General features: G+C 64.0%; 11 protein-coding genes. 6 read left to right on the plus strand and 5 right to left on the minus strand.

All coding sequences use genetic code 11. The annotated features are described in order from the left end of the window. Nucleotides 1–442: 442 nt before the first annotated feature. The 5 genes from CQ14_RS12980 to CQ14_RS13000 all read left to right on the plus strand — a co-directional run bounded on the left by CQ14_RS12980 (nucleotide 443) and on the right by CQ14_RS13000 (nucleotide 5,709). Nucleotides 443–1,246 carry a crotonase/enoyl-CoA hydratase family protein gene (locus CQ14_RS12980; protein ID WP_057858278.1) on the plus strand — a complete coding sequence of 268 codons (804 nt, stop codon included), beginning with the start codon at nucleotides 443–445 and terminating at the stop codon, nucleotides 1,244–1,246. Between the two features lies 1 nt (nucleotide 1,247). Beyond that, a complete protein-coding gene (locus CQ14_RS12985; protein ID WP_057858279.1) occupies nucleotides 1,248–3,137 on the plus strand; it encodes a feruloyl-CoA synthase in 1,890 nt (629 codons plus the stop codon). A 31-nt stretch (nucleotides 3,138–3,168) separates the two neighbouring features. Further along, complete coding sequence (locus tag CQ14_RS12990) at nucleotides 3,169–3,930, plus strand: SDR family NAD(P)-dependent oxidoreductase (protein ID WP_057858280.1); 762 nt, start codon at nucleotides 3,169–3,171, stop codon at nucleotides 3,928–3,930. Nucleotides 3,931–4,029: 99 nt separating this feature from the next. Continuing rightward, nucleotides 4,030–4,449, plus strand: a complete 420-nt coding sequence (locus CQ14_RS12995) for an acyl-CoA thioesterase (protein WP_057858281.1) — start codon at nucleotides 4,030–4,032, stop codon at nucleotides 4,447–4,449. A gap of 108 nt (nucleotides 4,450–4,557) precedes the next feature. Further along, nucleotides 4,558–5,709: an ABC transporter substrate-binding protein gene (locus CQ14_RS13000; protein ID WP_057858282.1), complete on the plus strand. Its 1,152-nt coding sequence runs from the start codon at nucleotides 4,558–4,560 to the stop codon at nucleotides 5,707–5,709. 215 nt (nucleotides 5,710–5,924) lie between these two features. Here CQ14_RS13000 and CQ14_RS13005 read toward each other — a convergent pair whose 3' ends face one another. From CQ14_RS13005 to CQ14_RS13020, 4 genes are all read right to left on the minus strand, one after another. Further along, the gene (locus CQ14_RS13005; protein WP_057858283.1) at nucleotides 5,925–8,498 is read right to left on the minus strand and encodes an EAL domain-containing protein; all 2,574 of its coding nucleotides are present in this window, start codon (nucleotides 8,496–8,498) and stop codon (nucleotides 5,925–5,927) included. Nucleotides 8,499–8,673: 175 nt separating this feature from the next. After that, nucleotides 8,674–9,405 (minus strand): ABC transporter ATP-binding protein, encoded by a 732-nt coding sequence (locus tag CQ14_RS13010; RefSeq protein ID WP_057858284.1) that lies wholly within the window; start codon nucleotides 9,403–9,405, stop codon nucleotides 8,674–8,676. Then, a complete protein-coding gene (locus CQ14_RS13015; protein WP_057858285.1) occupies nucleotides 9,402–11,171 on the minus strand; it encodes a branched-chain amino acid ABC transporter ATP-binding protein/permease in 1,770 nt (589 codons plus the stop codon). The genes CQ14_RS13010 and CQ14_RS13015 overlap by 4 nt, the downstream gene beginning before the upstream one ends. A gap of 5 nt (nucleotides 11,172–11,176) precedes the next feature. After that, the gene (locus CQ14_RS13020) at nucleotides 11,177–12,217 is read right to left on the minus strand and encodes a branched-chain amino acid ABC transporter permease (protein ID WP_057858286.1); all 1,041 of its coding nucleotides are present in this window, start codon (nucleotides 12,215–12,217) and stop codon (nucleotides 11,177–11,179) included. A 236-nt stretch (nucleotides 12,218–12,453) separates the two neighbouring features. Between CQ14_RS13020 and CQ14_RS13025 the strand changes: the two genes are divergently transcribed. Then, on the plus strand, nucleotides 12,454–12,912 hold the full coding sequence (locus CQ14_RS13025; protein WP_245320340.1) for a MarR family winged helix-turn-helix transcriptional regulator: 459 nt from the start codon (nucleotides 12,454–12,456) through the stop codon (nucleotides 12,910–12,912). A gap of 9 nt (nucleotides 12,913–12,921) precedes the next feature. Here the strand turns inward: CQ14_RS13025 and CQ14_RS13030 are convergent, their stop codons facing one another. Beyond that, nucleotides 12,922–15,069 (minus strand): sensor domain-containing protein, encoded by a 2,148-nt coding sequence (locus CQ14_RS13030; protein WP_057858288.1) that lies wholly within the window; start codon nucleotides 15,067–15,069, stop codon nucleotides 12,922–12,924. Nucleotides 15,070–15,110 lie beyond the last annotated feature (41 nt).

Raw genomic sequence — 15,110 nt, forward strand, 5'->3', positions numbered from 1 at the left:
CGTGCCTCGGCTGTACCTGTATGCTCGTGTGCGCATTTTTCTACACCCATTGCACACGAGACCGCGGGTGCAGCAAGCACCCGGCATTCCCTGCTCCCTTATTCGGGGAGAGAACATCAGATGCAAACCTCGGGCGGATACGTCGCGAGAACGCGAAACTGTGTCTGCGTCATTGCGAGCGCAGCGAAGCAATCCATCTATCCCCGTGCTGAGGCATGGATTGCTTCGCTGCGCTCGCAATGACGGGGAGGGACCGGTGCCCACGGAATCTGTAGCCCGGATGAGCGCAGCGACATCCGGGTCCACTCTCACACCGCCCCGGATATCGCTTCGCTCATCCGGGCTACGGCCCTAAAACCAATGCCTCCCCGACAGCCCGCCTTGACTCCTCCCGAAATCGTTATAAAATATAACTATTCTGCAGAGGAAGTAATATACGCCCATGGGAAACGCCGGCTCCACCGCATCAGCGGGTCAATCCGACCTGCTCAAGATCGAGCAGAAGGGCGCGGTGCTGACCGTCGGCCTCAACCGTCCGGCCAAGCGCAATGCGCTGAACGACGGCATCATCCTGGCGATCCAGGATTGTTTCTCCAGCCTGCCTGACGACGTCGGGGCTGTGGTCATCCACGGCGTCGGCGATCACTTCTCCTCCGGCCTCGATTTGTCCGAACTCACCGAGCACGATGCGACCGGCGGCCTGCTGCATTCCCAGATGTGGCACCGGGTGTTCGACCGCATCCAGTACAGCCGCGTTCCCGTGATCGCGGCGCTGAAGGGCGCGGTGATCGGCGGCGGGCTGGAACTGGCCTGCGCGGCGCATATCCGTGTCGCCGAACCATCCGCCTATTTCGCGCTGCCCGAAGGCCAGCGCGGCATTTTCGTCGGCGGCGGCGGATCGGTGCGGTTGCCGCGGCTGATCGGCGTGGCGCGGATGGTCGACATGATGCTCACCGGGCGGGTCTATTCGGCGACCGAAGGCTCGGCCTATGGCTTCTCGCAATACCTCACCGAGGCCGGTGGCGCGCTGCTCAAGGCGCTGGAGCTTGCGGAGCGCGTCGCGGCGAATGCGCCGCTGACCAACTTTGCGGTGCTGCAGGCATTGCCGATGATCGCGGAGGCCAATCCGCAAACCGGTCTTCTGATGGAATCCCTGATGGCGACGGTGGCGCAAAGCGACAAGGAAGCCAAACGCCGCATTCGCGCGTTTCTCGACCACAAGACCGCAAAGGTGAAGCCGACCTGACATGAGCGCCACGCCCTCGATGTCCGCCTCGACCGATTCAGCCGCGCGCGAAAATCACCCGCTGCGTCCGATCTCGTTCGGCACGCCTGCGGTGCATATCGAGCGCCGCGACGACGGCACCATCTATCTGCGCCCGAAGGCGCAACTTACCGACTATCCGGTGCGCATCACCGACCGGCTGCATCATTGGGCAGCAAGCGCGCCCGATCGCGTCTTCATGGCGGAGCGCAACGCCGCGCGCGGCTGGCGGCAGATCACCTATGCCGAGCTATTGACGTCATCGCGGCATATCGCCTCCGCATTGCTCGCGCGTGGGCTCTCCGCCGAGCGGCCCGTGGTCATCCTGTCCGGCAATTCGATCGACCATGCGCTGGTCGCGTTCGGCGCGCTCTATGCCGGCATTCCCTTCTGCCCGGTATCGCCGGCCTATTCGCTGGTGTCGCGCGATTACGGCAAGCTCAGCTATCTGATGAAACTGCTGACACCCGGCCTCGTCTTCGCCGACGACGCCACGAAATTCGCCGATGCGCTCACGGCCAACGTGTCCCCCGGCACCGAGATCGCGGCCTCGCGCGGCACGGTGGCGAGACGTGAGGTGACTAGCCTGGCCGATCTGATGGCGACGCCGCTGCATCCGCGCCTTGACGCTGTCCACGATGCCATCGGCCCGGACACGATCGCAAAGTTCCTGCTGACATCAGGTTCGACCGGCAATCCAAAAGCCGTCATCAACACCCAGCGCATGATCTGCGCCAACCAGGTGATGCTGCGCGATACGCTGGCCTTCCTGAAGGACGAGCCGCCGGTTATCGTCGACTGGCTGCCGTGGAATCACACCTTTGGCGGCAATCACAATATCGGGCTGACGCTGTACAATGGCGGCTCGATGTATCTCGACGAGGGCAAGCCGATGCCCGGCGGCATCGAGGAGACCGTGCGCAATCTCCAGGAGATTTCGCCGACGGTCTATTTCAACGTGCCCAAGGGCTATGAATCGCTATTGCCCTATCTGCGCGACGATGCAGCCTTGCGCAAAAAATTCTTCGCCCGCCTCCATGCCATGTTCTTCTCGGGTGCCGCGCTCTCGGCCTTCGTCTGGAACAGCCTCGACGACTTGTCCGTTCGCGAAACCGGCTATCGCGTGCCGATGCTGACCGGGCTTGGCGCCACCGAGACCGCGCCGTTCTTCATGTCGGTCAATCCGCACACCAGCCGCTCCGGCCATGTCGGGTTGCCGGTGCTGGGCAACGACGCGAAGCTCGTACCCAACAATGGCAAGCTCGAGGTTCGCGCCAAGGGGCCGAACGTGATGCCGGGCTATTGGCGTCAGCCTGATATCACGGCGAAGTGTTTCGACGAGGAAGGCTTTTACAAGCTTGGCGATGCGCTCAAGCCGGCCGTTGCAGATAATTTCGACGCCGGTTTCGATTTCGATGGCCGCATCGGCGAAGACTTCAAGCTCGCCAGCGGCACCTGGGTCAGCGTCGGCCCGTTGCGGGCGCGCTTCGTCGCGGCCTGCGCGCCGCTGGTGCGCGACGTCGTCATTGCCGGCATCAACCGCGACGAAATCTCGGCGCTGGTGGTGCTCGATCTCGACGGCTGCCGCCTGATCAATCCGACGCTTCCATCCGATGATCTCGCCGCTGTGGCGTCCGATCCGCTGATCGTGGCGGCTTTCCGCGAACGCTTTCAGCAGTTGCTGGCGGGTGCGACAGGCTCGTCGACCCGGATCGTGCGCGCGGTGCTGCTCGATACGCCGCTGTCGATCGACCGCGGCGAGGTCACCGACAAGGGCTCGATCAACCAGCGCGCGGTTCTGGAGAACCGCAGCGCGCTGATCGAGGAGATTTACTCGCCCGCGCCGCCGGCACGGGTGATCACGCTGTACTGAAGTCGAACAAGCGTTTCGTAGGGAGAGCACCATGCAGTTGAAGGATCAAGCCGCCATCGTCACCGGTGGTGCATCGGGATTGGGCGCAGCGACCGCGCGCCGGCTCGCGGCGCAGGGCGCCAAGGTCGCGGTCTGCGATCTCAACGCCAAGCTTGCGGAGTCTGTCGCCGCCGAGATCGGCGGCACAGCCGTGATCTGCGACGTTTCAGATGCAGCCTCGGCCGAGGCGGCCATCGCCAAGGCAGAGGCGGTCCACGGTCCGGCGCGCGTGCTGGTGAACTGCGCCGGCATAGGCGTTGCCAAGCGCGTGATCGGCAAGGACGGCCCGATGGCGCTCGGCGATTTCGACAAGGTGATCAAGGTCAATCTGATCGGCTCGTTCAACATGCTGCGGCTGGCGACGGCGCCGATGTCGAAGCTGGAGCCGCTTGCGACCGGCGAGCGCGGCGTGGTGATCTCCACCGCCTCGGTCGCGGCCTATGACGGCCAGATCGGTCAGTCGGCCTATTCGGCTTCCAAGGGCGGCATCGTCGCCATGACGTTGCCGATCGCGCGCGAATTGGCGCAGTTCGGCATCCGCGTGCTGACGATCGCACCCGGCCTGTTCCTCACGCCGCTGCTCGCCAACCTGCCGCAGGAAGCGCAGGATTCGCTCGCGGCCGCGATCCCGTTCCCGCGCCGGCTCGGTCAGGCCGACGAGTTTGCCTCGCTGGCGCTGCACATGATCGACAACCCGTATCTCAATGGCGAAGTGGTGCGGCTCGATGCCGCGCTCCGCATGGCGCCGCGCTAGCGCATGATCGCTAGAAAGTGCGAAGCGGATTTCATACGTAAACAAGGAAAGGAGATCATGATGCGACCTGTAAAATCGTATCATGACCGGGGGTAATCCATGTTCGTCAACCGGCGCGACGTGCAGATCCAGTGGGGCGATTGCGACCCCGCCAACATCGTCTACTACCCGCGTTACTTCGCGATGTTCGACGATTCGACCTCGATCATGTTCGAGGCCGCCGGCTTCTCGAAACAGGACATCATCCACAAATACGGCCTGGTCGGCATCCCCATGGTGGACACGCGGGCGAAATTCCATATCCCCTCCACCCATGGCGACTGGATCAGGATCGAAAGCCGGATCGAGAGCTTCAAGCGCTCCAGCTTCGAGGTGGTCCATAACGTGTTCAAGGGCGATGCGTTGGCGATCGAGGCGTTCGAGACCCGCGTGCTGGTCGGCAAGCATCCGGACGATCCGGCGAAGCTGAAATCGGCGCCGATGCCGCCGGAGATCATCGAGCGGTTCATGCGGGGCTGACTCGATGTCCCGGGGGCTGACTAAGTTCCCGGCATGACCTAAAGAAGGGGCTGAATAGTCCAACGAGTTTTGCTTAAGACAATAAAGAGATAATCAAGGGAGGAATGAATGAAGAAGGCCTTTCTGTCCGCAGCTTCCGCCGTAGCGGCGCTCGTTCTGGCGGGGTCGCCGGTGGTCGCGCAGACCAACGAGATCGTGGTCGGCATTTCCATCACCACTACCGGCCCGGCGGCGGCGCTCGGCATTCCCGAACGCAACTCGCTCGACTTCGTGCCGAAGGAAATCGGCGGCGTGCCGATCAAGATCATCACGCTCGATGACGGCGGTGATCCGACAACGGCGACCACCAATACGCGGCGCTTCGTCACCGAGTCCAAGGCCGACATCATCATGGGCTCGTCGACGACGCCTTCGACGGTCGCGGTGGCAACCGTTGCCAACGAGGCGGGCATTCCGCATATCGGCCTCGCGCCGTTCCCGATCACCGAAGCGCGCGTCAAGTGGTCGGTCGCGATGCCGCAGCCGATCCCGATCATGGGCAAGGTGCTGTACGAGCACATGAAGGCGCACGGCATCAAGAGCGTTGGCTATATCGGTTACTCCGATTCCTACGGCGATCTCTGGTTCAACGACTTCAAGGCCCAGGCGATCCCGATGGGCATGACGCTGGCGACCGAGGAACGCTTTGCGCGCCCGGATACGTCGGTGGCGGGCCAGGTGTTGAAGCTCGTCGCCGCCAATCCCGACGCCGTTCTCGTCGGCGCCTCCGGCACCGCCGCGGCGCTGCCGCAGACCACGCTGCGCGAGCGCGGCTACAAGGGCCTGATCTATCAGACCCACGGCGCCGCCAGCATGGACTTCATCCGCATCGCGGGTCCAGCGGCCGAGGGCGTCATCATGGCCTCGGGTCCGGTGATGTCGCCGGAATCGCAGCCCGATAGCGCGCTGACTAAGAAGCCGGGTCTTGCGCTCAATGCCGCCTATGAAGCCAAGTATGGCGCCAACAGCCGCAGCCAGTTCGCCGGCCACTCCTACGACGCCTTCGAAGTGCTCAAGCGCGTGGTGCCGGTGGCGCTGAAGACGGCGAAGCCCGGAACGCCGGAATTCCGCGAAGCGATCCGCCTGGCGCTGATCTCGGAGAAAGAAATCGCGGCCAGCCAGGGCGTCTACAACTTCACCGAAAAGGATCGCTACGGCCTCGACGACCGCTCGCGCATCATTTTGACGGTGAAGGACGGAAAGTACGTCCCGGCGAAGTAGGCTGGCAACCCTCATGGTGAGGAGGCGCGCAAGCGCCGTCTCGAACCATGAGGCCCGGCTCGTGCCATTCATCCTTCGAGACGGCGCTGACGCGCCTCTTCAGGATGAGGTCGGACAGTATGGGAGGGTGGGCAAAGCGATAGCGTGCCCACCATGGAGCGGCGAATGGGAGAGATCGTCGGCACGGCGCTAGCGCGCCTTTGCCCACCCGACAGCTAACCGCCCGTCGACGCGACCAGCAACGACGGCTTCGGCTGCGAACGGGCTTCATCGACATTCTTGCGCATCGCCCGCGCTTGCTCGGCGGCATGCTCGACCAGCCATCGCTCGAACGCTTGTGGCGCCATCGGACGCGCGCAGAGATATCCCTGCACGACGTCGCAGCCGAGTCCGGCCAACAGCTTGCGCTGCCCCTCGGTCTCGACGCCTTCGGCGACCACGGCCATCTTCAAGCTCTGGCCGACACGGACGACGGCGGTCGCGACCGCGAGCGCGCTGGCGTCGCGCTCGATGTTGCGCATGAAGCTGCGATCGATCTTCAATTCGCGGATCGGCAGATGCGCCAGCCGGCTCAGGCTCGAATAGCCGGTCCCGAAATCGTCCAGCGACAGGCCGACGCCAAGCTTGCGGATCGCATTCATGGTCTCGATCGCGACCGTACGCTCGTTGACGAGCACGCCCTCGGTGATCTCGAGCATCAAGGCTTCCGGCGGCAGGCCGTTGGCCGCGATGGTCTCAGCCACCACGGCCGCGAGCTTCGCGTTCTGGAAATTGAGCGGCGACAGGTTGACGGCCACGCAGGGCACGTCCAGTCCGGCGCGGCGCCACGCGGCCATCTGCCGGCAGGCCTCGCGGATCGACCACAGGCCGATCTGCTCGATCAGGCCGACCTCCTCGGCCAGCGGGATGAATCTCGAGGGCGGGACCTCGCCGAGCTCGGGATCATGCCAGCGCGACAGCGCCTCGACGCCGTAAAGCGCGCTGTCGACGGTTCGGGTCTGCGGTTGATAGACGAGCCTCAATCCGTCATTGGCGATGGCCTGGCGGAGCGCCGTGCTGAAGACGAGCCGTTGCTCGGCGAGCCGGTTCATGTCGGCGCTGAAAAAGCGGTGTGTCGAACGGCCGGCCTGCTTGGCCTGGTGCATCGCCGCGTCGGCCTGCTGCATCAAGGTATCGATGTCGGTCGCGTTGTCCGGATAGATGCTGATGCCCATGCTGGCGGAAATCGGCACCTGGCGGTTGTCGATCCATATCGGCGAGGTCAGCGCCGCGGTGATGTTGGAGGCGAACAACGAAGCGCGGGCCGGGTCGCAATTCGGCAGGACGATGACGAACTCGTCGCCGCTCAGTCGTCCCAGCAGGTCGGTCGGCTGGATGCGGGCGCGCAGGCGTTTGGCAAATTCGACAAGCAGCGCGTCGCCGGCCGAGTGCCCGAGCGTGTCGTTGACGTCCTTGAAGTGATCGAGATCGAGAAAGATCAGCGCAAGCTGCTTGCCCTGGCCATCGTCGATTGCCTGGTTGACCAGTTGGCGGAATTGCGCGCGGTTCGGCAGCCCGGTCAGCATGTCGTGATAGGCGAGGCGGGCGATCTGGGCGCGCGCCTCCTTGCGCTCGATCGCCAGCGCACCAAGCTGAACGCAGGCGTCGACGATGCGCTGATGCCAGCGGCTCGGGGCGCGGTGCTCCCGGAAATAGAAGGCAAAGGTTCCGATCACGCGGCCGTCCTTGGCCTTGATCGGCGTCGACCAGCAGGCCTTCAGGCCGACCGCGAGCGGCCTCGTCTTGAACGGCTGCCAGCGCGGATCGGTGTCGAGATCTTCGGCCAGTACCGGCGTGCCGTAATACGCAGCCGACCCGCACGAGCCGATGTTCGGACCGATGGCGACACCTTCGAGCGCGCGGCAGTAGTCGTCGGGCAGGCTGGGGCCTCCCAGCGGATGCACCAATCCGTCGGAGTCGACGTGCAATACTGAAGCAACGACATCGGGTGCAATGACTTCCACGCGCCGGCAAAGCCGGTCGGCGATCTCGGTGAGCGGAAGTTCGTCGGCCAGCGCGCCCATGATGAGTTGCTGCAGCGACCGCAGTTGCTTGCTCTCGGAGATATCGCTGAGCAGGGCGAACACGTATTTGATGCGGCCGCGATCGTTACGGAACGCCTTGACCGTGGCCGAGACCCAGATCTCATTGCCATCCCTGTCGTAGGCGAGGATCTCCTCCTCGTCGCCGCGTCCGTCGCAGATGCGGCGGCGCAACCTCGCCAGGGTCTTGCGGTCGGTGAGCTGCCCGGCGAGCAACTCATTGGCCTGCCGTCCCTGCGCCTCCGCGGCCGAGTATCCGAAAACGCCGGAGAACGCCGCATTGGTATAGACGACGCGCAAGGCCCGATCGGTGACGACGACCGCGCGCGTGGTCTTGTCGGCCACCAGGTTCAACAGCGCGATCCGCTCGCGCCGTTCGACCTCGGTCGTGATGTCGCGAACGAAAACCATGTAGCTGCTTCGGCCGCCGATCTCGACGCGCGAGACCGATACGGATGCCCGAAGCCGGGTGCCGTCGCTGCGCGGGATGGTGATTTCAGAGTGCGGCTGCAGGTCCGCGAGACCAAGACAGCTTGCATCGAGACCCAGGATATCCGCACGGGCGACACCCCAGATCGATTCCGCCGCGGCGTTGAAATGGCTTACATGCAGATCAGCGTCGACAATGACGACAGCCTCGCTGGCCTGCTCAAGCGCCGCCAGCAGGAATTCGGTGGTCTCGACATCAGGGTAATCGGAGGCGCGCATCGTCTGACCTTGTAATCCCCCAGCCGCCCTCGACGCCCGGCGTCGGGCGGAAAGTGGTTTGCAGTACTGCAAATTAGGAGATCGCGAGCGTTCAGGAAGTTGTGCAACTCACCCGATAGGGGCGGAACTCATATCATGCTTAAGATTGTGTAAGTAAAAGTAGTGCGTGCCGCGCCTAAATTTCGCTCGCGCCTTCGTGCTGGAAGCCGAGATAGCTCGCCGCGACGCGCTGGTTGCTCGCAATATCGCTCGCCGATCCCGACAGGATGAATTCCCCGAGTTCCATAACATAGGCGCGGTCGGCGATCTTGAGGGCGGCTTGCGCGTTCTGCTCGATCAGGAGCACCGAGACCCCGGCGGCGCGCAGTTCGCCGATGGTGCGGAAGATGTCGGCGACGATGATCGGCGCGAGCCCCAGGCTCGGTTCGTCCAGCATGAGCAGCTTTGGCGCGCCCATCAGCGCGCGGCCCATCGCCAGCATCTGCTGCTCGCCGCCGGACAGCGTGCCGGCCAATTGCTTGCGCCGCTCCTTCAGCCGCGGAAACAGCGCATAGACGCGCTCGAACGATTGTGCCGCCGTCGCCTTCGGAATCCGGAAGGCCCCGAGCAGCAGATTGTCCTCGACATTCATGGTGCCGAACAATTCGCGGTGCTCGGGCACGAGGCTGAGCCCTGCTGCGACGCGGTCCTCGATGTCGAGCGCGGCCATGTCCATACCGGCGAAGGCGGTGGTGCCCTTGAGCGGCAGCACGCCCATGATGGCGTTCAATAGCGTGGTCTTGCCGGCGCCGTTGGCGCCGATGATGGTGACGATCTCGTTGTCGGCGACGTCGAGCGACACCGAGCGCACGGCTTCGACCTTGCCGTAGGAAACATGGGCGTCGGAGACCGATAACAGCGCGCTCATGCGGTAGCTCCGAGATAGGCCTTGATCACGTCGGGATTGGTCTTGATCGCGGCCGGCGTGCCCTCGGCGATCTTGGTGCCGAAATCAAGCACCACCACGCGATCGGCGAGATCCATCACAAAACCCATGTCGTGCTCGACCAGCAGCACCGACATGCCGCCGTCGCGCAACTGGCGGAGCAGGGCGGCGAGCCGCTGTTTCTCCATGTGGCGCAGTCCCGCGGCCGGCTCGTCGAGCAGCAACAGCAGCGGATCGACGCACAGCGCGCGCGCGATCTCCACGATGCGCTGCTGTCCCAGCGACAGGCTTCCCGCCAACTGGTCGATCTGGTCGCCGAGGCCGACGCGCTCGATCTGGCGCGCGGCTTCCGCCAGCAGCTTTGCCTCGTCGGCGCGGTCCAGCCGGAACATGCTGGAGATGGCGCCCGAGGACCCTCGCAGATGGGCGCCGATCGCAACGTTCTCCAGCACGGTCATGTCGGGCACCAGCTTGACATGCTGGAAGGTGCGGGCGACGCCGAGCTTGACGACTTCTTGCGGCGGGGCGTTGTCGACCTTGTGACCGAGCACCGAGATGGTGCCGCCGGTCGTGGTCAGTACGCCCGTGATCAGGTTGAAGGTGGTGCTTTTGCCGGCGCCGTTGGGGCCGATCAGGGCGACGATCTCGCGAGCCTGGACGTCGAAGGAGACGTCGTTGACGGCGATCACGCCGCCGAACTGCTTGCGCGCCTTCTCGATCTGCAACAGCGTCCCAGCAGAGGCCGGCGCTCGCTCGCGCTTGGCAAGCGGGAGCGATGTATCGGGCTCCTTGCGCGCAGGCTTCAACGGCAATCGCGCCGTCAGCCAGGGCCAGACGCCGGTCGGCGCCAGTTGCAGCAGCACCACCAGCAGGATGCCGAACACGATGGTCTCGAGCTGGCTCTGGCCGCCGAAGACATAGGGCAGGTAGCTCTGCAGGATCTCCTTGAGGATCACGACGATGCCTGCGCCAAGCACCGCGCCCCAGACATAGCCGGCGCCGCCGACCACCGCGATGAAGAGATATTCGATGCCGGCATGCGCGCCGAACGGGGTCGGATTGGCCGCGCGCTGGAAATGCGCATAGAGCCAGCCGGAGAGGCCGGCGAGAACCGCCGCATAAACGAACACCAGCAGCTTGGCGCGCGGCGTCTGCACGCCGAATGCTTCACCGGCGATATGGCCGCGCCGCAATGCGCGGATCGCCCGGCCGGTGCGGGAATCCAAAAGGTTCATGGTCAGCAACGCCGAGACCAGCACCCCGATCCAGATCGCGAAATAGATCGTGCCGGGATCGAGCATGCGGAAGTTGCCGATCGAGAGTGGTGGAATGCCGGAGATGCCGTCATTGCGGCCGAGGAATTCCAGCTTGCTGAACAGATAGAACAGGCCGATGCCCCAGGCGATGGTGCCGAGCGGCAGATAGTGGCCCGATAGCCGCACGGTGATGATGCCGAGTAGAACGGCGGCGATGCCGCTGACCAGAAGCGAGAGCGGCAGCGTCAGCCACGGCGAGACGCCGTAGGCCGTGGTCAGTACCGCCGTGGTATAGGCGCCGAAGCCGCAGAAGGCGGCCTGGCCGAATGAGGTGAGGCCTCCGACGCCAGTCAGCAGCACGAGCCCCATCGCCACCAGTGCGGCGAGGCCGATATTGTTGAGCAGCACGATCCAGAACGGCGGGATGCCCGGAATGAACGGGATCGCCGCCATGACGAGTGCGAAGATGAGGAGAGGGGTTCGCTGCTTCATCGCCGTCAGTCCTTCTCTTCCTCAACCGCGGGCGCTGCGAGCGAGCGCAGCACCAGCACGGGCAGGATCAGCGTGAAGACGATGACCTCCTTGAAATTGCTGGCGTAGAACGAGGAGAACGCCTCGACGCTGCCGACGATGAGCGCTGCGACCGCGGTCAGCGGGTAGCTGACGAGGCCACCAATGATCGCGGCGATGAAACCTTTCAGGCCGATCAGAAATCCTGTGTCGTAATAGAGCGTGGTGATCGGCACGATCAGGATGCCAGAAATCGCGCCAATCAACGACGCCAGCAGGAAGGCGATCTGGCCCGACAGCGTGGTGCGGATGCCGACGAGTCGGGCGCCTAGGCGGTTGACGGCGGTGGCGCGCAGGGCCTTGCCCATCAGCGTGAACCCGAAGAACAGCCAAAGTGCTACGATGAAGGCGATCGTCAGCCCGTAGACTGCAAGGCTCTGGCCGGTGAAGCGGAGCGGGCCGATGGTCAGCGCCGCGCTCGACAGCGCCGGGCCGCGCAGACCTTCGGCGCCGAAGAACACCAGCCCGAGGCCCTGCAGCGCGAGATGGCAGCCGACGGAAGCGATCAGCAGCACGAGCACCGAGGTATGAGCGAGCGGCTGAAACGCGATGCGGTAGAGGAACAGTCCGATCGCCGCGACGATCAAGAGCGACAACGCGATGTTGACCGCAATCGGCGTCCTGGGACCGGCGAGGCCGTAAGTCAGGGCCAGGATCGCGGCGGGGAGAGCGATGTTGAGGGCAAGGGAGCGCAGAATCCGCTTGAGCCGTAGCGATCGCCGCGCGTCGAACAGATCGAGGGCAAAGGCCGCCGCGCCCATGGCAAGTGCCAGCCACGCCGTGCCCGGCACCTTGCCGGTCGCCAGCACGGCGTAGCTCAGTGCACCGAAGGTGACGAATTCGCCCTGCGGGATTAGGATGACGCGCGTGACGGCAAACACCAGCACCAGCGCAAGCCCGAGCAGCGCGTAGATCGCGCCATTGGTGATGCCGTCCTGTAGCAGGAACAGCATGATCGTCGTATTCAAGACTGGCGCTCCCCCTAAAAGCGTCGCCGGTCCTGACCTCACGTGGTCTGCCGGCCGTCCCATATCTCGGCAGTTGAAAAGGCGCCGATATTTGATATATTCAATAACAATTATCAAATATAACATCAAGGCCCCGGCTATCTGCCGAGGCGCTTTCCGGGTGCGAGCCTCACGCCATGACAGTTTCCAAGGCAGCGACCGATGCCGTCAAGCCGTCGCGCAGCAGTGGCAAGGAGATGGCCGATGGCGGCGCTGACAATGCCGGGCTGCAACTGGGTGAGCTGGCCGAGCTGCTCGGCTATTCGCTCAAGCGTGCGCAGCTCAAGGTGTTCGAAGACTTCCTGCATTGCGTCGCGCCGCTGCAACTGACGCCGGCGCAGTTCTCGGTGCTGCTTTTGCTCGACCGCAATCCCGGGCGCAACCAGACCGAAATCGCCAATACGCTCGGCATCCTCCGGCCGAACTTCGTCTCGATGCTGGACGCGCTGGAGAGCCGTGATCTGTGCACGCGGATGCGTTCGACCAACGACCGCCGCTCGCACATCCTGGTTTTGACCGACAAGGGAAGGGCGGTGCTGGCGCGCGCCAAGAAGCTCGTTGCCTCTAAGCACGAGGCGCGGCTCAACGAATTGCTGGGGCCGGCTAACCGTGTCGCGCTGCTCGAAATGCTGTCGAAAATCGCGACGGAGTTTTGAGCGACGCGATCAGGCCGCGACGATGCGGCCCTGAATTTCGCGTGGCCCGCGGCCCGACAGGAATTGCCGCTCGATCTCGGCGGCGGGAAGTGGCTTGCTGAACAGAAAACCCTGCATCTCTGTGCATCCCTCGGAAGCGATGCTGTGGAGCTGCTCCGCGGTTTCGACGCCCTCGGCGGTGGCCGTCATGCCCATGCCATTGGCGAGCGCGGCAACCGCCCGCACGATGTTGAGCGAGCTCGAATCCTCGGTGATGTTCTTGACGAACGAACGGTCGATCTTGATCTTGTCGAACGGAAAGCTCTGCAAATACGTCAGCGACGAATATCCGGTGCCGAAATCATCCATCGCGATCCGGATTCCGAGCTCGCGCAACTGATGCAGCAGTGCGAGCGTCGCTTCCTTGTTGTGGAGCAGGACGGTCTCGGTGATTTCGATTTCGAGCCGCGTGGGCGCAAGGCCGGAAGCGGCGAGCGCGCTGACGATCACTTGCATCAGGCCGGGACTGCGAAACTGGATCGCTGAAATGTTGACGGCGACGTGAAAGTTGTCGGGCCATTGCGCCGCGGTGGCGCAGGCCTGCCGGATCACCCACTCGCCCATCGGCACGATGAAGCCGATCTCTTCGGCCAATGGAATGAAGGTGGCCGGCGAGATCAACCCCTTGGCCGGATGATTCCAGCGTATCAAGGCTTCAAAACCGCTGATTTCCTTGCTCGCCAGGTTGACGACCGGCTGATAGTGCAGCTCGAACTCGCCTGCCGGCAGCGCCTTGCGCAGGTCCTGCTCCATGATGCGGCGGGTCTGCATCTGCAGGTCCATCGCGGGCTCGAAGAAGCGGAACGTGCCACGGCCGTCGCTCTTGGCGCGGTAAAGCGCGAGGTCGGCGTTGCGCAACAATTTGTCCGGGTTCGATCCGTCGCCGGGGCCGACCGAAATGCCGATGCTGACGCCGATCACGGCCTGCTGGCCATCGATGTCATAGGGCTCGCTCAGCGCGTCGATGGCGCGCTGCGCCAGCGAAGTGGCGTCGGCGGGATCGGCGATCGCGGCCTGTACGATCACGAACTCGTCGCCTCCCATCCGCGCGATCGTGTCGGCCGCGCCGACGAGGACGCGCAAGCGGTCGGCGACGATCCGGAGCAGCTTGTCGCCGCAGGGATGGCCGAACGTGTCGTTCACGGCCTTGAACTGATCGAGGTCGAGATGATGCACGGCGACCATTTCACCGTTCTGAATCCTGTCCAGCGCATATTCGAGCCGCTCGTTCAGCAGCACGCGGTTGGCAAGGTCGGTCAGCGCGTCGTGATGCGCCATGTATTCGATCTTGACCTCGGACTGGCGCTGCTCGGTGATGTCCTCATGGGTCGCGACCCAGCCGCCGCCCGGCATCGGGCGATGGCGGATCTTGAAGGTGCGCCCGTTCATCAGTTCGACGATGCTGTCTTTCGCTTCGTTGGAAACCGCCACGTTGGTACGCCACTGCAGATATTCGTCCCGCGTCATGGCGGGGAAGCTGCCGGCTTCGAAGCGCAGATCGACGATTTCGACCAGCGACATGCCGGGGCTGACGCGCTCGGGCGCTATATCGTACATCTCGACAAAGCGATCGTTGCAGACGATCAGGCGGTGGCCGGAATCGAAGAAGCACAGCCCCTGCGACATGTTGTTGATCGCGGTGTCGAACTGGAAGTTCCTGACGCGCAGGGCCTCTTCCTGCTCACGGCCGAGTTCGTATTGCTTCTTCAGCCGCGCATTGATCTCTTCGCGTTCGGTGACGTCCTCGTGGGTCGCCATCCCGCCGCCGCCGGGTATCGGGTAGACGGTGTAGGCGATGATCCGGCCGTCGGTGAATTCCTGCATCGTGGTGTCGAGCGCGATCTCGCGGCCGACACGCTCACGGATGTAGTCATCTCCTGCGACCTGCACCTTCAGGCCGAGATTGAGCCGGTGTCGGATCAGTTCATGGGTCGGTGTGCCCGGCTTCACCTGTTCAGGCGAGAGCCCGTACATTTCCCGGTAACGCCCGTTGCAGAAAACGACTTCGCGCTTGTCGTCGAAGATGACTATTCCGAACGACAAATGGTTGATCGCCTCTTCGAGCCGCGCGCTCGACTGCGCCGACCGCGAGGCCGTGACCTGGCCGTGATCCGTCATGTAGCATTTCCCCGGCCGCGATGGCGGCTCTCCTCCCCCAG

It is taken from the genome of Bradyrhizobium lablabi (genome assembly GCF_001440475.1).
Lineage (GTDB): Bacteria > Pseudomonadota > Alphaproteobacteria > Rhizobiales > Xanthobacteraceae > Bradyrhizobium > Bradyrhizobium lablabi.